The organism is Halalkalibacter urbisdiaboli, from assembly GCF_002156385.1.
Taxonomy (GTDB): Bacteria; Bacillota; Bacilli; order Bacillales; family Bacillaceae_D; genus Halalkalibacter_A; species Halalkalibacter_A urbisdiaboli.
Window position 1 is genome coordinate 679,439 of record NZ_MVJM01000003.1, and the last position, 15,448, is coordinate 694,886.

The following is a 15,448-nucleotide window of genomic DNA, read 5'->3' on the forward strand; positions in this document are numbered from 1 at the left end:
GACAAAATGGTTAAAAAGAACAAGGAGTGTTTTCTTATGAGAAGAGTCAGAAAATTAACATTTGAGGAACTAGTAAGAGAAAATAAAGAACGTTTATTAAAGGATAGACAAGCGCTTGAGCGTCTTGAAGAACAATGGGAGGAACGCCATACTAAGGCAAAATAAAAACAAATAGTGGTTGGTTTAACTCTCTCGTTATTGCACAAAATAAAATCGAGGAGGGATTTTTAATGAAAAAAACACAGCATAACCATGCCAGATTCAGACCCGACCACTTAGGGACACAACCACGTGCTTCTGATGCAAATGGTGGTAAAAAGATGGCGACAAAAGGGAATCAACAGCCTGATTACATTCCTCCAAAAGGTTAATAATCGAGCTCTTCGCATTGCGAAGGGCCTTTTTTGTTTAAATATAATTAGGCTTGCTGTCGAATCTATGTTAGTAAAAACTTGTCGAGAAAAATGGCTTGTCATTCTAAGGAGAAAAGGAAATAATGGAGGGAGAAGGTGGAACAAAGGATGTGTCTGAATGATAAGAAAGCATCGGAAGACATTCCTCTATGTAATACTCGGATTATATGTCCTTGCGCTTTTTTATGTAACACTTTTTGCTTGGAATTATGGAGCTTCTCTTGGGCCTGTTGGACCTGGCGGGAGAAATTACAACCTCACTCCTTTTCGAAGTATTTATCGAATTGCAGTGTTTAGTCAAGATGTCATGGATCCTATTCGAATATTACTTGGAAATGTCATTTTATTTATCCCTTTAGGTTTTTTATTACCTTTAACTATTAGACGCTTGCAACATATTAGTGTCGTCTTTATCATTGGGTTTTCAACCTCGCTCTTTATCGAGGTCTGCCAGTTTTTATTTACCCAACGTGTTTCAAATATTGATGATGTCATTTTAAATTCATCGGGTACGTTTATAGGAACTATATTCTATTTAATCATATCATGGGTGAAGAAAAGAATTGTTGTTTTTCAAGTTTAAATAGGTTGTCCTCAAGGTGTTATGACCTTTTGGGCAACCTATTGTGTTTTGCTAATTGAAGCTTGTTAACTATGCGATAACAGGCGTAAACAATAGCTAGAAAAATCCCATAGCTAATAACAATAAAGAGTAATTGTCCTGGATTGGTGAAAAGTGTATTACCAATTACAGCGAATAATATCATCGCGGGAATTTTCCCAATTGATGAGGCAATCGTATAGCTTATGAATGAGAGTTTGCTTACTGCTGAATATATGTTCACAACAATTGAAGGGACTACGGGTAGTAAACGAAAGATAAAAACAGCCATAAAACCATTTCGTTCAAATAGGTGTGTTACTTTAGAAAGTGTTTGATAACGGGAAAGTATCGCTTGCCCCCAATCTTGGTACCCATATCTAACAAAAACAAACATCATAACTGATGCGAGGGATGACCCAAGCCATGTAATCATACTTCCTAGAAATGGACCATAGGTAGCACCTAGGATCCCTCCAATGATAGGATAGGGAATAATCGGAAACAGCGCAAATGTCATAGCCAAAACGGTTGTAACAAGGAGATAATCAGTGCCTCCTGTTCGGATCCAGTCGAGAAGACTTTCTCCATATAAATAAATTAGTAAAGCCATGAGTAAATAAGTAAAAAGTACAATGAGCTTTTTTAACATAACGTCCTCCTATCAGTATTTTCTCATATTTCTTAAATAGATAAAGCATTCTCTCTTGAATGTCAGAAATTTGTTGAATGTTGCAATGATGCATGTGTTAAAATGTTCAAAAAAGGGGGAGTAAGGGTGCATTTGACAGAAACAAAGATTGAGGTACGCTATGCAGAGACAGACCAAATGGGAGTTGTTCATCATTCCAACTATGTTGTCTGGTTTGAGCTAGGAAGGACGCAGCTAATTAGGGAAATCGGTTTTAATTATGCTGAGATGGAGAAAGAAGGAATTTTATCTCCGGTAACAGATATTCAAGTTTCCTATAAATATCCTGCAACCTATGGTGAGGCAGTATCGGTAAAGACATGGGTTGAAAACTACGATGGGATCCGTGTTACTTATCAATATGAAGTACTAAATCAAGAAGGGAAGCTTTGTGCTACTGGCTCAAGCACACACGTTTGTGTGAAAAAAGAAACCTTTCGTCCTATTTCAATGCGTAAAAATTTACCAAAGTGGCATGAAGTGTACGAGACGATAAAACAGAAATGAATAATCGTTATTTGAATTCTCATACTAAATAGGTAGTAAAATATAGAGGAGGATTCACAGTGGCTAAGCCAGATAACCGAAACGACAATGTTGAGAAGTTGCAAACAATGAAGGAACAGACAGCGCACAATATTGAGGCTGCAGAAGAAACAATGGCTAATACGGATTTGACAAAAGCAGAAAAACGAGCGATTCAAGAAAAGAACAATCGTCGTCAGCAAAGTATTGACAGCTTTGAGGCTGAAATCGCAGATGAAATGTCTGACAGAAAAAACGGGTACAAATAGTTTTTTGCAGCAATAGCCGGGTTATTACCTGGCTATTTTTTTTGCTGAAAGTATGTAAAGTGAGTTCACTCGCTAATTAAAGACGAAAAACTACAATTTAAATCAAAGGATTAAGATGAAGAAGGGGGAATAAGATGATAACAAAAAAATAAGGGGGACGATAACATGGCTATATACTCGGAGAATGATATAGAGTGGTCTAAATTTGCAGTTGTCGTTAAACAGATGAGTTCTGATAATCCACATATTCGTGCATTAGCACTGGAGTCTCTTGACCGAATGGTAGAAGCAGACGTCATGAAGCGGAAAAACGAAATAGAGAAGCATCCAGTAAAAACGCATGATGTATTGCAACGAATTCGATTAGTACAGTATGAAAAGACAGCACAGCTTCAAAGAAGAAAAAAATGGTTTAACATGGTATGATAGAATAGATGTGATAAGTTGAAAGCTGGTGATTCAAAGTGGCGCTTGGTATTAACAAAAAAGACCTTCAGCAATGGAAGGATAAAGCGTTAAGAGGAGAAATCGCCTTCCTTACTCATTATTGGTTAGATGACCGGTTTCCAACTTGCAAAACTGTTACGAAGGTAGCTTGTGCTGATGTCAGAAAGCTTCTTGCTTGGGGGAGGGCATACGGTCTAAAACAAGAATGGTTACATAATCGACACCCTTTTCCTCATTTTGATTTACTTGGAGAGAAACAACAAGATATATTAAAGCAAGAAGGGATTGAAATTCAGCTTGAGCGTTTAATAAACAAGCATTAATTTCAAGCGTGGATTAGGAGGATGAACGATGAAAAAAAACCAACAGCAAATTATTGATGATTTGAATACAAAGCCTGAAATCAATGCTCGTGAACAAATTCAACTGCGAGTTGATTTTTTAAAGGATTATCTACTTCATACGAAAGCAAATGGATATGTACTAGGTTTATCCGGTGGACAAGACTCGACACTTGCGGGGAAATTGGCACAGCAAGCTGTAAATGAATTAAATGGAGAACAGGATACGGTTGAATACCAATTTATCGCAGTACGCCTTCCGTATGGTGAACAGCAGGATGAAGCGGATGCCCAGGATGCGATAAAATTTATAGAGCCTTCTCGTGTCGTGACTGTCAACATCAAGCCTGCTGTAGATGCGTCCGTTGCTGCTTTTCAACAAGCAACAAACGAGGAGCTTTCAGTATTTAACAAAGGCAATACGAAGGCGAGAGAACGCATGAAGGTGCAATATGATATAGGGGCCCACTTTGGTTGTCTCGTGATTGGAACAGATCATGCAGCTGAAGCGATTACCGGTTTCTTCACAAAGCACGGGGACGGTGCATGTGACATTGCTCCGTTGTTTGGGTTAACAAAGCGACAAGGAAAAGCGTTATTAATTGAGCTAGATGCTCCTGAACACCTTTATAAAAAAGCACCGACTGCTGACTTAGAAGATGATAAACCAGGTTTACCTGACGAAGTTGCTTTAGGAATGACATATGAACAACTTGATGACTATCTTGAAGGAAAAAAGGTAGAAGAATCAATTAAGAACAAAATTGAAGGTAGATACAACATGACAGAGCATAAACGACATTTACCTGTGACGATATATGATGCTTGGTGGAAGTCTTAATACCTATCATCAACCTTTTCCGTATTTCATAAAATAAGTACTATCGTCAAACGAGAGACGATCAAGATAAACATCGTTGAGGAGAGGAACTGCTATGAAGGGGAAAGTGTTTGTTTTAATATGCCTTAGTTTTTGTTTAATTGGATTAATTGGATACGGGATGATCAGTAATAAGTTCTCTCAGGCCGTTACTCAGCAAACGTTAAAAGAGACTAACCAGTCTATGAGCAATGAAATAAATGGGTTAATTTTAACTGTTAATCATGTACGAACGGAGCCGAGTGAAAAGGCAGATACTCATTTTGTCATTGTTGATTTAACTATAGAAAATACACGTGAATCAGTGTATGAATTTTCGATGTTTAAGCTAACATTAGTTGATGAGGAGAATTATGCGTATAACTATTCTTCTAATATTGAAACAAAGGGGATTTTAAGTGGGCAAATTCACCCAGAAAGCATTAAACGAGGTGAAGTTGCCTTTGAGGTCCCAATTGGTACAAACTATACGTTTGTTTACACAGATCATTTACGGACAGGGCAGGTTACTTGGGATATTAAGCTTTAACTTGAAAGGAAGGAACGGATGCGAACGTTTAAAAAAAATAGTGATCTTCATATGCATTCAACAGCATCTGATGGTGGTTACTCCCCGAAAGAGCTCCTTCATAAATGTGCAGAAGTTGGCCTTGAGATTATTTCATTAACTGACCATGATACAGTTGAAGGAATCGAAGAAGCAATTATAGTGGGAGAGAATCTTGGAATTACAGTGATTCCTGGAATTGAGTTCTCGACAAAATTTCAAGGGAAAAGCGTTCATATTTTAGGCTATGGCTTTGACTGGAAAAATCAGCAACTGCGTCAAATGTTAGTGGAACAGCGTAACATTAGACGAAGAAGGCTTGATACAATGCTCGATAAACTTGAGAAAGTTGAGTTAGACGTGAAAGCTGCAGATGTATTAAAATATGTCGATGGAGGGAGTATTGGGCGTCCCCACGTTGCGAAAGCATTAATTGATCATGGTTATGTAAACACTGTATCCGAAGCATTTGAGCGGTATTTAGCGGAGGGAAAGTCATGTTACGTTGCGAAAGAAAAGGAAATGACAATTAAAGAAGCGATTGACTGGATTCATCAAACGGGTGGATTCGCGATTGTTGCTCATCCAATCTACTATGACCTAGACGATTTCATCGGTACATGGGTAAGGGATTGGGGATTAGATGGAATAGAAGTCTACCATCGTGATCATAGCGACGAGGATAAAGTTCGCTATGAATCCCTTTGTAAACAAATTGAAGAAGAACTAGGAGTAACTTTGCTTCGTACTGGTGGTTCGGATTTTCATCACGAAGATTATGGAAGGGTTCCAGAACCACTTGGTGTGACGAGACTAGAAGATACATTTGCATTACAAGTAATGGAGCGCCTTGAAAATCATTAAAAGTCATCTTGAGAAGGCCGAATTTAAGGGAATCCCTTAAATTCGGCCTTCATTTTGTGAATTTGCAATATCTAAGTGATTACCCTTGAACTTGTTCAAGTACGCTTGAAATTTCAACATTTTTTAATGCTTGCGATGCTAATTGATCCGCTTCCTTATTTAATTGACGTTCAAGCAGCTCATATGAAGGTGTTAAGCCGAGCTTTTTTACTTTTTGCTCAATACGCTCCAGCCAAGGGATGTAGTTCTCTTCAAAGCAAGGCCATTCACCAGAAGCTTGATTTACAACAACCATGGAATCTGCATGGATTACAATGGGTTGATGGTGAACACCTAGCTCCTCTAATTTATCATAGAGTAAGGAAAGCGCAGCATATTCTGCTTCATTATTATCAAGTAGTAAATCAATCTTTTGATTATGACGGATACGCCATTTTTTATGGTGTTGTGTATAATAGATAACGATTCCTAGTCCTGCCTGTTTTGACTGGATATCGAAGCCACCGTCAAAATAAGCATAGATGTCATGAGGTTCGGTTTCAAATTTCTTTAAATAGCGTAATAAATCTTTTTTTGTCCAGCTTGTATCTTGTTCGTCATAGAAGGTAAGTTCTTTTAACCGGCCTGTTTTTTCTAAATCCTCAGCAAGCTGTAAAGCCTCCCCTAAAGGAATCTGTTCACTTTTCATAAAATACTCTCGTTTACGTTTTGGCTCTCGATACGTCCATTCGATCCGAACATTCATATCATCAACTCTTTTCATCAAAATAATGATTGCGAATCCATTAAAATCATGATATTTTAAATAATTACATAGAACGTCTTCGACAATATAAAAGAATATCCTTTATGTTTTACCAAACATCGTGTATTCTTTTACGTAGCATAAAAAGACAAGCTTATGTTTTTATCTTAGTATTTGAAGAAAATAATTGTTACATACAAATAGATGACTAAGAGAGACAAAGGAGTAGAGAGAAAATGCCAATTAGAATCCCAGATCACTTACCGGCAAAAGAAATCTTAAATTCAGAAAATATCTTTGTGATGGATGAAAGTCGTGCCTACAGTCAAGACATACGACCTTTAAAAATTGTCATTTTAAACTTGATGCCGATTAAGGAAACGACTGAAACTCAGTTATTACGTTTACTCGGAAACTCACCGTTGCAAGTAGATGTATCTTTCATGTATCCAGACACGCATGTATCGAAGAACACTTCGCATGAACATCTTAAATCGTTTTATAAAACGATTGATGAAGTGAAATCGCAAAAATTTGACGGAATGATAATAACGGGAGCCCCTGTTGAACGTTTTGAATTTGAAGCGGTTGATTATTGGGAAGAATTAAAGCAAATCATGGACTGGAGTGTTCAAAATGTGACGTCCACGCTTCATATTTGCTGGGGGGCACAAGCTGGACTATATCATCATTATGGCGTTGGCAAATATCGGTTAGACCAAAAATTATTTGGTATTTTTCCACATACAGTTGAAATTCCAAATCGCAAGCTTTTACGTGGTTTTGATGATGAGTTTTTAGCACCACACTCAAGGCATACCGATGTGCGTGCAGAAGATATTAGAGAAGTTCCAGATATTGAAATATTAAGTATGTCTGAACAAGCCGGTGTATACATTGTTGCCTCAAAAAACGGTAAGCAAATTTTTGTTACAGGCCATTCTGAGTATGATGCCTGTACGTTAAGAGATGAGTACGAACGTGATGTTCAAAAAGGGTTGAATATTACGATTCCTCAAAATTATTTTCCGAAAGATGATGTAACACAAGAACCACGCCTGCGTTGGAGAGCTCATAGTAATTTACTTTTTTCAAATTGGTTAAACTACTATGTATACCAGGAAACACCGTACGATTTATCCAAATAACAGAAAGAGCAGCTTGTTAAACGAGCTGCTCTTTATCTTGTTGTATTTCTACTGAGTTATAACAATGCGTTTTTGAATGTCTAGCTGTTTACGGAGCGGGTATATAATCACTTCTTCTTATAAGCTACGCATTTAAATTCCAACAAAACAGCTTCAATTGCGGTTGTTGTTTTAAAATACTCATTTATCGTATGCATGTTGGCAATTAAAACCGTACAAATTAATCCATATAACACATGTCAATAAATATTTGGGGTGGATTGCTAGACATGTAAACAGAGCCTCCTACACCTAACATAAATATAAATGAGAATGATGAATTCATACTTTCGAGTTGCCTATATTGTACATGAGGACCATTCTAACAATATGAAAAATAAACGGCAGTGATGGGAGGTTGATGTATGAGAGAAGCAACTGAAAAAACGACGTTATATTTGCTTAATACAGATGTGTATTATGAGTTGTATAAGTGCTCTCGTCGAAGTCATGGTGTACTGTTAATGATTCATGGCTTTGTGTCATCAAGTTATAGTTTTCGAGCGCTTATTCCTTATTTACGAAAGAAATATGATATTATTACAGTTGATTTACCGGGATTTGGTCGAAGTGCAAAAAGACATGACTTTCGTTATTCCTTCGATAATTACTCGAATTTAATCGCAGCTTTTATTACACATATGGCGTTAACAAATGTAACATTAATTGGCCATTCTATGGGTGGACAGGTTGCCCTTTATACAGCAAAGAAATTTCCTAACCTAGTAAATTACATTGTTCTCCTTTCAAGCTCAGGTTATTTAAAACGTGTGAAACGCTCATATGTTTACGCAACGTATCTTCCATTTGCACAAACGTTTATAAGAAGATGGCTTCAGAAAAAAGATTATAAAAAGGCAATAAATCAAGTTGTATACAATAAAAAAATGGTGAGTGATGACGTCGTTCGAGAGTACAGCCGTCCTTTTAATGAGGAAGCTTTTTATGATTCATTAATTTGTTTAGTTCGGCAAAGGGAAGGGGATTTAACGGCAAGTGAACTACAAATGATATCGCAGCCATGCCTTATTTTGTGGGGGGAAGAAGATAAAATTATCCCAGTACGTATAGGAAAACGACTAGCAAGTGATTTACCCAGATCACAGTTTTTTTCCTTTAAGAAAACAGGACATTTAGTGCCAGAGGAACGACCAAAAGAGGTGTCTCAAAAAATTAAGCGTTTTTTGCAGAATCCACTAAAAAGGTAAATAGTGGCTTGATTAAATAGCAACGGCTTCGCACTTGCTTGGAGGGTACTGAAAGGTAAAATCAACCTTTTCAGTATCCTCTTTTTTTGCGTCACCCCTTTTAAAGGTCCAGCTTCTTTTCCATGATTATCCGAAAGTTTGTGCTATAATAAAATAGTGATCGCTTGGTTTTGGAGGTGGAACAATGGACCCGTTAGATGTCATGATGAATAAAGAAAAAGTAATTCCTTATTATCAGCCAATCATAAGTGCTGATAAACAGTTGGTCGTGGGTTACGAAGTACTTGCCCGCATGGAAACGGAAGAAGGGGTCGAAAAACTTGGTTGGTTTTTTCAAGATAAATCCATACCTGATGATTTTCGATTAGAGCTTGATGATCACATGCAAAAAAAAGCGCTAGATGCATTTTTGGAAACAGAGCAAAAAGATGTTCTTTTTTTTAATTATGACGCGAACTTATTGTTGAAAGATAATGGAGAAACGTTACTTAAACGTATCGAGCCTTATCGAGAAAAAGGCCTAAATCTAAATCAAATTGTTCTTGAGCTTAAGGAAGAAGAAGTCTCTAATCATTTAGACGATATTAAGCATTTACTCGCATATTTACAAAATATGGGTATTCGAATTGCGATTGATGATCTTGGTCAGTCTAATACGAACCTCGACCAAATTGCAATGTTGAAACCAAACATTGTTAAGGTGAACGTCACCTTTATGGAGGCTGAAGAATTACCTCATTTGTATCGTGAAGTTCATCATTCCCTAGCCATGCTTTCACGGAAAATTGGTGCAACATTGCTGTTTGAGGGAATTTCGAATTTTAACCAACTTAATTACGCGTGGCGTAATGGTGGACGTTATTACCAAGGCTTTTACTTAATGAGACCAGTTCCTAAATTTGTGAATTCTGCTATTTGTAAAGAAAAAATGCAGAAGGAGTTTCATCATTTTATTGTGTTTGAACGTAGGAAAATGGAGGCACAGTTAGCATTAAGTAATCAGTTAAATCAACAACTAAAAGCCTTAATGAAGAAAATTAGTGAACAAGACTCGTATGACGAAATGATTATGAAGGTTGCAAAAGATTGTAATCCATTTGCATTTAGAATATATATTTGTAACGAAGAGGGTTTTCAACAATCTTCAAATGCTGAAAAACGACGTGAAAATGATTGGGTGCTTATAGAAGAAGGTCGATATAAAAATTGGAGCTGGCGGCCTTATTTTCTTGAAAATATTGTACGGATGAATGTAGAGAAAAGAGGGATTCTTTCGGATTTGTACACTGATATTGATCGAGATGAACGAATTCGAACATATTCCTATCCAATCTCTGAGTCTCTGTACCTATTCTTAGACATCCCCTATGATTTTTTATTTGAACAAGATGGATTATTGTAAAAAGGAATACCTCAGTCATCTTAGATGATAGAGGTATTTTTATTCATTTATATCCTTCTTTTTTTGAGAATGTCCTTTTTATAGGGAAGGTAGCGCTGGCTTTCCTTGTAACTTGTAAATTTCGCTATACCAATTTATTTCAAAAAAAACTAGAAAGTTAAAGTGGAAAGGAGTATCCTTAGAAAGGGTGAAATATTTCGGGAATCGAATAAAAGGGGGACTACCACCATGGAATTTCGGTCTGTCTACCGGTTAATGGCATATTTATTTTTTGTCTATTCTGCGATGACCATTGTCAACAGCTACATTCCAGTTTTTTTTCGTGAAGAAGGGTTATCTGGAAGTCAAGTAGGAATGTTAATGGCAGTAGGTCCATTTGCAACAATTATTGCACAGCCGATATGGGGCTACATGAGCGATAAATATAAAACAATTAAGCGGATGATACTGTTAACATTACTCGGGGTTTTAACGACAGGATTTGTTTTTATATTTATGGATTCATTTAACGGCTACTTAGTGATGATGTTCGTTTTGTTTCTTTTCTTATCGTCTAGTACGGCATTAGGAGATAGCTTGTCTCAAAGAACGGCAAGCGATAAAAAGATTAGCTTTGGGCGGATTCGGATGTGGGGATCGTTAGGGTTTGCAAGTACATCGCTCATTGCAGGTTATATCTTAATGGTTATAGGGGTTCAACATGCGATGATCCTGATGCTCGTTATGGCATTCATTGCGTCTGTGTTAGCATTCACGTTAAAGGATATTACTGTTACAAATAAACCTGTGACAATCTTAAGTGCATTGAGAGTAGGCTTAAATCCAGCCCTACTGCTGTTTTTTCCATGTGCAATGTTAATTTCAATTAGTCATCGGACGAATGATAGTTTCTTAGGCATCTACATTATGGAATTAGGTGGACCAGAATCGTTAATTGGCTGGAGTTGGTTTATCGGCGTAGCGACTGAAGCCGCTGTTTTCGCAACAAGTGGAATGTGGCTTCATCGATGGAAACCGATAACGTTAATGATTGCTTCAGGGCTGCTTTATGGTACTCGTTGGTTTATTATGAGTGTCATTACTGTACCGTGGATGATCCTGCCATTACAGCTTACACATGGAATTTGCTTTGGTCTTTTTTATATTGGTGGGCTCCAATTTGTAAGTAAATTAGTTCCCGAACAGTTACAAGCTACTGGACACCTTTTATTTTTGACGGTTTCTTTAGGGGTTTGTGGAATTTTTGGGTCGTTAGTTGGCGGTTGGATGATTGAAGTGTTTGGTCTTCCAGTACTCTATGTTACGATCGGAACGACTGCCCTACTTGGAGCCATTAGCTTAACTGTTTTTCAAAAAATGTATAAACCTTCAATTGCGAGTGAGCACTCATTAGGAGCATAATCTGCTTCCTATCATGGGTGTTTTTTTCTGAACGAGACGGATTGATCTGATTATATGTAAAAAGGTAGGATAGAAATAGGTGAGGAGACGGTTTATGCTAAAACCCTTATGATTCGTTTTCACAAAGGAGCCGGACAGCCTGGAAGTAGAAAGAACGAACTAAATGATTAACGCGGATGATTCTTTCACGCTTCGAATAAGGACTAAATCACAGGATGCATGGTAAAATAAAACAAGGAAGGGGGTGCATTATGAATATTATTGTGACGGACCCTGCTTTAGATCATTTAAAAGGCACGATCAACGATGAACGTGCCGTGCGGATTGTCGCGAGAGACACATTTGAATGAAGTACAATGATTGAGTTTTATCTCGCTCTGGATGAGCCGAGACCGCATGATACAGAAGTATTAATCGACAAGATCCTATTTATCTATGATTTGAAAGCATATGATGAGATTGGCGGTTATTTGAAAATTGATTTTAATCCTTCACAAGGTTTAAAAATGATCAATTCAAATCAGACCCTTGCCTATGGTCTACGTTTGAAAAAATAGGATTATTTTTTAATAAAGAATGATCCTACTTGTTTAACAAGAGGGGAAACTTGATGAACGGTTTTTACGACTTGATCAACAGTGTTGACGGTTTTCCCCATATCAAATTTTCCGTCCTCTGACATAAAGGCGGATTTAAACAATGATGGCTTTTGAGGAGCCATTTGTTGATATTGCATCATCTGTTGACCTTGCTGCATAAATGGTGGATGCTGCTGCCCTGGCATTCCCCAATGAGGTGGTTGCTGAGGACGATTTGCTCCCATTTGAGGATGGGAATATAGATGTGGCTGTTGAGTATATGGCCTTTGTGGATGCTGCCTTGGTCGTTGTGGTCCAAACATAAGATAACCTCCTTAATCAATTTGAATATTTTGACGTTTGTTCGGAATTTTAATTTTTAGAAGTCCGTTACGATACGCAGCTTTCACATCCTTTTTCTCTATTGAAAAAGGAATCGGAATTATACGCTCTCGTACTTGGGTTGACTCACGCTTTTCAACGATGTCATTTTTCTCGTTGTTAATTTGAACCTGCTCACTATGATTGACTTGAATTCGAACCGATTGACGATAAATATCAAGATGTATTTGTTGTTTGTCAACACCGGGAAGTTCCGCTTCAATTAATAAATAATCACTTTGTTCATAAACTCTAATTGGAATTGGATGATCGAATAGAGGAATTTCTTGCAGGTGTTGATACGTTTGTTGAAAAAAATCATCAATTGACTTCAAGATGTCTCGATAGCCTGTCGGAAGCTTTTTTGGCTTTGGTTGCTTTTCAGAAGACATCGTCATTCCCTCCATTTCATAGTAATACATAACAGTTGTTATATCTTATATGTATGTATAGGTATTGAAAAGGTGATTCGATTTTAGGGATATAGGAGGTTGTCATATGCCCATTCAAATCATAGATACACACTGCGATGCGTTGCTTAAGCTTTGGGAAAACCCAAAGCGCTCGTTTATAAATGATCCGAAGATTGACGCAAATCTTGAGCGATTAAAACGGGGGCAAGTAAAGATTCAATGCTTTGCTCTATTTGTTGAACCATTCATTCGTCAAGAACAAAAATTTCAAGTTATTTTAGAGCAAGTCGATTTATTTAATGAGAAAGTAGTGAAGCCGAATCCCGAAATAAAGCATATAAAAAGTTGGGACGACATTCAAACGTTAAAGAGCGATGAGATAGGTGCTATTCTTACGTTAGAAGGCTTAGATGGTATTGGTGATGACTTAACAAAGCTACGAATTCTCTTTCAATTAGGGGTTTTATCTGTTGGTCTGACTTGGAATCAAGCCAATTTATTTGCAGACGGGGTCGGTGAATTACGTGGTGCTGGCTTAAGCACACTTGGAAAGCTAGCTGTGCAGGCAAATAATGATAATAAGATTCTAACGGATGTTTCTCATTTACATATAAACGGCTTTTGGGACGTGATTGAGCTTGCTGATTATCCTATTGCAAGCCATTCAAATGCTTATACACTATGTGATCATCCCCGAAATTTAAATGATGAACAAATTCATGCTCTTGTTAAAAAGAGAGGGTATATCGGGATTGTTTTTCACCCGTTATTTTTAACGGGGCAAGACTTTGCAACGATAACAGATGTTATAAAACATATTGAGCATATGTGTAACTTAGGAGCCTCAGAGCAGATAGGGTTTGGCTCTGATTTTGATGGGATATCCGTGTATGTTAATGGATTAAGGCACGCTGGACAATTTCAACATTTAATCAACGAGCTGCAGAAGCATTACTCTGAGCAGCTTGTTCGAGGTTTCGCTGGAGAGAATTTTCGAAGGCTAATTCCACAATAAATATTTGCGTATACTATGACTTCATCAGTGATTTCCTATATACTACACTTGTAAAGTGAGGTGATAACAATGAATATTACAGATAGTGCAAAAGCATTTATTGAAGAAACGATGAATGAACATTCCGTTTCGACCATTCGCGTGGTGTTTGCTGGGATGGGTTGAGGTGGTCCAAAGTTAGGGCTAGCTCTGGATGAGCCGGCAGAAACGGATAAACGAGAAATAATAAATGGCATCGAAGTTGCATTTGAGGAAAGTGTCATTTCTCATGTGGCGGATTTAACCCTTGACTACCAGAAGAATGAAGAAGGTGAAGGGTTAGTAATGGTAGGTGCTGGTCAAGATTGTTGTTAATGAAAGCGGTCCTGTATAGGGGCCGTTTTTTAATTTGAAGAGGAAGGTTTCTATTTATATAAGGATAGGCCACCGTGCCGTTTTTCTTAGAATTTTACATGTTTTTTCAAATTTAATCACCAGCTTTATGAAAAAGCGTAAAAGGACAAGGCTTTTAAGTAATTTAAGGTTTCATAAGATTACATAAATAACTTGATATGAGTTCATTTAGTCGCGTTCTTGAAAAATGATACCTCTAAATATGTTACAATGGGCCAAGTTGTAATTTAGAAAGGGGTTTTGTTTTATGAAGAAAAAAGTAGCAACAGGAATGATGATATTCGGTTTAACTTTTAGTCTAATCGCTTGTGGAAACGAGTCAGATGAAAATGTGGGAGAAACGCCAGAAAAACCGTTAACAGAAGATAGCGTTCCAGAGGATGCAGTTCCAGAAGAACAACCTGAGCAGCCAAGTGAAGCGAAATTAAATACAGATGACATTCCAGATGTTATTGCAACAGTTAATGGTGAAGAGATTAATAAGGATTTATTTGTGACATCTCTACAGCAGGAAGCAAACATGTATGCTTCACAGGGAATGGATTTTTCAAGTGAAGATGGGGAAGAACTACTTACTATGCTGAAGCAAGATATAGTTGATCGTCTTGTAAATGAACGTGTTTTAATGCAAACCGTTGAAGAGCAAGGGATCGAAGCTTCAGAGGAAGAAATTGATACAGAGCTTCAAACACAAATGCAATTAGTACAAATTGAATCAGAAGAACAGTTAGAACAAGCTTTAAGTGCACAAAATATGACAATCGAACAGTTCCGTTCGGAGCTTGAGAAACATGTAAAGCTCAACAAATATATTGAGCAAAACATGGATAAACCTTCTGTTACTGAAGATGAATTACGTGAAGCATACGATGAAATCGTTGCGATGAATCCAGAAGCAGAAGAAGCAGACATTCCTAGTTTTGAAGAATATAAGGATGATTTAGAAAGCCAGCTTCAAGATCAAAAACAACAGGAGCAACTTCAAGTCTTACTTGAAGAGCTTCGTGAAGAAAGTGAAATTACAATTAATATTTAATTTACTCTAGTAAGAGTGCATTAAAAGGAAAATACATTCTTTTGAGGGCACTGAAAATGAACTGCACCCCAAAAGTTAGAGTTAACAATCTGACTTTGGGGTGTGTTTTTT

Annotated in this window: 22 protein-coding genes; 18 read left to right on the plus strand and 4 right to left on the minus strand. The window is 37.3% G+C overall.

The features are described from left to right. Positions 1–36 precede the first annotated feature (36 nt). The 3 genes from B1R93_RS17695 (at position 37) to B1R93_RS17705 (ending at position 996) form a co-directional block, all read left to right on the plus strand. Complete coding sequence (locus tag B1R93_RS17695) at positions 37–165, plus strand: FbpB family small basic protein (RefSeq protein WP_088105272.1); 129 nt, start codon at positions 37–39, stop codon at positions 163–165. Positions 166–230: 65 nt separating this feature from the next. Beyond that, complete coding sequence (locus B1R93_RS17700) at positions 231–371, plus strand: acid-soluble spore protein N (protein ID WP_088105273.1); 141 nt, start codon at positions 231–233, stop codon at positions 369–371. Positions 372–531: 160 nt separating this feature from the next. Further along, positions 532–996 (plus strand): VanZ family protein, encoded by a 465-nt coding sequence (locus B1R93_RS17705; protein WP_088105274.1) that lies wholly within the window; start codon positions 532–534, stop codon positions 994–996. A gap of 19 nt (positions 997–1,015) precedes the next feature. Here the strand turns inward: B1R93_RS17705 and B1R93_RS17710 are convergent, their stop codons facing one another. After that, the gene (locus B1R93_RS17710; RefSeq protein WP_088105275.1) at positions 1,016–1,666 is read right to left on the minus strand and encodes a TVP38/TMEM64 family protein; all 651 of its coding nucleotides are present in this window, start codon (positions 1,664–1,666) and stop codon (positions 1,016–1,018) included. Between the two features lie 102 nt (positions 1,667–1,768). On the opposite strand from B1R93_RS17710, the gene B1R93_RS17715 reads away from it, so the two are divergent. The 7 genes from B1R93_RS17715 to B1R93_RS17745 all read left to right on the plus strand — a co-directional run bounded on the left by B1R93_RS17715 (position 1,769) and on the right by B1R93_RS17745 (position 5,578). Beyond that, entirely contained in the window at positions 1,769–2,212 is a 444-nt protein-coding gene (locus B1R93_RS17715) for an acyl-CoA thioesterase (protein WP_425348974.1), read from the plus strand. Positions 2,213–2,271: 59 nt separating this feature from the next. Further along, positions 2,272–2,499, plus strand: a complete 228-nt coding sequence (gene tlp, locus B1R93_RS17720) for a small acid-soluble spore protein Tlp (protein ID WP_088105277.1) — start codon at positions 2,272–2,274, stop codon at positions 2,497–2,499. A 165-nt stretch (positions 2,500–2,664) separates the two neighbouring features. Further along, a complete protein-coding gene (locus B1R93_RS17725; protein WP_088105278.1) occupies positions 2,665–2,925 on the plus strand; it encodes a hypothetical protein in 261 nt (86 codons plus the stop codon). 38 nt (positions 2,926–2,963) lie between these two features. After that, positions 2,964–3,269 carry a hypothetical protein gene (locus B1R93_RS17730; protein ID WP_088105279.1) on the plus strand — a complete coding sequence of 102 codons (306 nt, stop codon included), beginning with the start codon at positions 2,964–2,966 and terminating at the stop codon, positions 3,267–3,269. A 28-nt stretch (positions 3,270–3,297) separates the two neighbouring features. Next, positions 3,298–4,128, plus strand: coding sequence for an ammonia-dependent NAD(+) synthetase (gene nadE / locus B1R93_RS17735; protein WP_088105280.1), 831 nt, complete (start codon positions 3,298–3,300; stop codon positions 4,126–4,128). 94 nt (positions 4,129–4,222) lie between these two features. Beyond that, complete coding sequence (locus tag B1R93_RS17740) at positions 4,223–4,696, plus strand: DUF4352 domain-containing protein (RefSeq protein WP_088105281.1); 474 nt, start codon at positions 4,223–4,225, stop codon at positions 4,694–4,696. Between the two features lie 18 nt (positions 4,697–4,714). Next, positions 4,715–5,578, plus strand: coding sequence for a PHP domain-containing protein (locus B1R93_RS17745; protein WP_088105282.1), 864 nt, complete (start codon positions 4,715–4,717; stop codon positions 5,576–5,578). Between the two features lie 79 nt (positions 5,579–5,657). On the opposite strand, the gene B1R93_RS17750 is transcribed toward B1R93_RS17745, so the two are convergent. Beyond that, the gene (locus B1R93_RS17750; RefSeq protein ID WP_088105283.1) at positions 5,658–6,323 is read right to left on the minus strand and encodes a reverse transcriptase-like protein; all 666 of its coding nucleotides are present in this window, start codon (positions 6,321–6,323) and stop codon (positions 5,658–5,660) included. Between the two features lie 236 nt (positions 6,324–6,559). Between B1R93_RS17750 and metA the strand changes: the two genes are divergently transcribed. From metA to B1R93_RS17775, 5 genes are all read left to right on the plus strand, one after another. Continuing rightward, positions 6,560–7,471 (plus strand): homoserine O-acetyltransferase MetA, encoded by a 912-nt coding sequence (metA, locus tag B1R93_RS17755; RefSeq protein ID WP_088105284.1) that lies wholly within the window; start codon positions 6,560–6,562, stop codon positions 7,469–7,471. A gap of 404 nt (positions 7,472–7,875) precedes the next feature. Continuing rightward, positions 7,876–8,718 (plus strand): alpha/beta fold hydrolase, encoded by an 843-nt coding sequence (locus B1R93_RS17760; RefSeq protein ID WP_088105285.1) that lies wholly within the window; start codon positions 7,876–7,878, stop codon positions 8,716–8,718. 184 nt (positions 8,719–8,902) lie between these two features. Beyond that, positions 8,903–10,120 (plus strand): EAL domain-containing protein, encoded by a 1,218-nt coding sequence (locus B1R93_RS17765; RefSeq protein WP_088105286.1) that lies wholly within the window; start codon positions 8,903–8,905, stop codon positions 10,118–10,120. A 228-nt stretch (positions 10,121–10,348) separates the two neighbouring features. Next, positions 10,349–11,521 (plus strand): MFS transporter, encoded by a 1,173-nt coding sequence (locus tag B1R93_RS17770; protein ID WP_088105287.1) that lies wholly within the window; start codon positions 10,349–10,351, stop codon positions 11,519–11,521. A gap of 356 nt (positions 11,522–11,877) precedes the next feature. After that, the gene (locus B1R93_RS17775) at positions 11,878–12,078 is read left to right on the plus strand and encodes a hypothetical protein (protein ID WP_088105288.1); all 201 of its coding nucleotides are present in this window, start codon (positions 11,878–11,880) and stop codon (positions 12,076–12,078) included. A gap of 2 nt (positions 12,079–12,080) precedes the next feature. Here B1R93_RS17775 and B1R93_RS17780 read toward each other — a convergent pair whose 3' ends face one another. Both B1R93_RS17780 and B1R93_RS17785 read right to left on the minus strand, forming a co-directional pair. After that, positions 12,081–12,422 (minus strand): YppG family protein, encoded by a 342-nt coding sequence (locus tag B1R93_RS17780; RefSeq protein ID WP_088105289.1) that lies wholly within the window; start codon positions 12,420–12,422, stop codon positions 12,081–12,083. Between the two features lie 12 nt (positions 12,423–12,434). Next, complete coding sequence (locus B1R93_RS17785; protein WP_165763866.1) at positions 12,435–12,872, minus strand: Hsp20/alpha crystallin family protein; 438 nt, start codon at positions 12,870–12,872, stop codon at positions 12,435–12,437. Positions 12,873–12,978: 106 nt separating this feature from the next. On the opposite strand from B1R93_RS17785, the gene B1R93_RS17790 reads away from it, so the two are divergent. The 3 genes from B1R93_RS17790 to B1R93_RS17800 all read left to right on the plus strand — a co-directional run bounded on the left by B1R93_RS17790 (position 12,979) and on the right by B1R93_RS17800 (position 15,337). Next, positions 12,979–13,908: a dipeptidase gene (locus B1R93_RS17790; RefSeq protein WP_342587532.1), complete on the plus strand. Its 930-nt coding sequence runs from the start codon at positions 12,979–12,981 to the stop codon at positions 13,906–13,908. A 69-nt stretch (positions 13,909–13,977) separates the two neighbouring features. Beyond that, entirely contained in the window at positions 13,978–14,262 is a 285-nt protein-coding gene (locus B1R93_RS23835; protein ID WP_088105291.1) for an iron-sulfur cluster assembly accessory protein, read from the plus strand. Positions 14,263–14,548: 286 nt separating this feature from the next. Next, positions 14,549–15,337 (plus strand): SurA N-terminal domain-containing protein, encoded by a 789-nt coding sequence (locus B1R93_RS17800; RefSeq protein ID WP_088105292.1) that lies wholly within the window; start codon positions 14,549–14,551, stop codon positions 15,335–15,337. Positions 15,338–15,448: the final 111 nt, after the last annotated feature.

Coding starts and splice junctions, on each gene's coding strand:
- B1R93_RS17745 (WP_088105282.1), top strand. CDS start 4,715: ATGCGAACGTTTAAAAAAAATAGTGATCTTCATATGCATTCAACAGCA.
- B1R93_RS17740 (WP_088105281.1), top strand. CDS start 4,223: ATGAAGGGGAAAGTGTTTGTTTTAATATGCCTTAGTTTTTGTTTAATT.
- B1R93_RS17780 (WP_088105289.1), bottom strand. CDS start 12,422: ATGTTTGGACCACAACGACCAAGGCAGCATCCACAAAGGCCATATACT.
- B1R93_RS17750 (WP_088105283.1), bottom strand. CDS start 6,323: ATGAATGTTCGGATCGAATGGACGTATCGAGAGCCAAAACGTAAACGA.
- B1R93_RS17775 (WP_088105288.1), top strand. CDS start 11,878: ATGATTGAGTTTTATCTCGCTCTGGATGAGCCGAGACCGCATGATACA.
- B1R93_RS17800 (WP_088105292.1), top strand. CDS start 14,549: ATGAAGAAAAAAGTAGCAACAGGAATGATGATATTCGGTTTAACTTTT.
- B1R93_RS17760 (WP_088105285.1), top strand. CDS start 7,876: ATGAGAGAAGCAACTGAAAAAACGACGTTATATTTGCTTAATACAGAT.
- B1R93_RS17705 (WP_088105274.1), top strand. CDS start 532: ATGATAAGAAAGCATCGGAAGACATTCCTCTATGTAATACTCGGATTA.
- B1R93_RS17725 (WP_088105278.1), top strand. CDS start 2,665: ATGGCTATATACTCGGAGAATGATATAGAGTGGTCTAAATTTGCAGTT.
- B1R93_RS17715 (WP_425348974.1), top strand. CDS start 1,769: ATGTTCAAAAAAGGGGGAGTAAGGGTGCATTTGACAGAAACAAAGATT.
- B1R93_RS17710 (WP_088105275.1), bottom strand. CDS start 1,666: ATGTTAAAAAAGCTCATTGTACTTTTTACTTATTTACTCATGGCTTTA.
- B1R93_RS17700 (WP_088105273.1), top strand. CDS start 231: ATGAAAAAAACACAGCATAACCATGCCAGATTCAGACCCGACCACTTA.
- B1R93_RS17785 (WP_165763866.1), bottom strand. CDS start 12,872: ATGTCTTCTGAAAAGCAACCAAAGCCAAAAAAGCTTCCGACAGGCTAT.
- nadE (WP_088105280.1), top strand. CDS start 3,298: ATGAAAAAAAACCAACAGCAAATTATTGATGATTTGAATACAAAGCCT.
- B1R93_RS17765 (WP_088105286.1), top strand. CDS start 8,903: ATGGACCCGTTAGATGTCATGATGAATAAAGAAAAAGTAATTCCTTAT.
- B1R93_RS17770 (WP_088105287.1), top strand. CDS start 10,349: ATGGAATTTCGGTCTGTCTACCGGTTAATGGCATATTTATTTTTTGTC.
- B1R93_RS17695 (WP_088105272.1), top strand. CDS start 37: ATGAGAAGAGTCAGAAAATTAACATTTGAGGAACTAGTAAGAGAAAAT.
- metA (WP_088105284.1), top strand. CDS start 6,560: ATGCCAATTAGAATCCCAGATCACTTACCGGCAAAAGAAATCTTAAAT.
- B1R93_RS17790 (WP_342587532.1), top strand. CDS start 12,979: ATGCCCATTCAAATCATAGATACACACTGCGATGCGTTGCTTAAGCTT.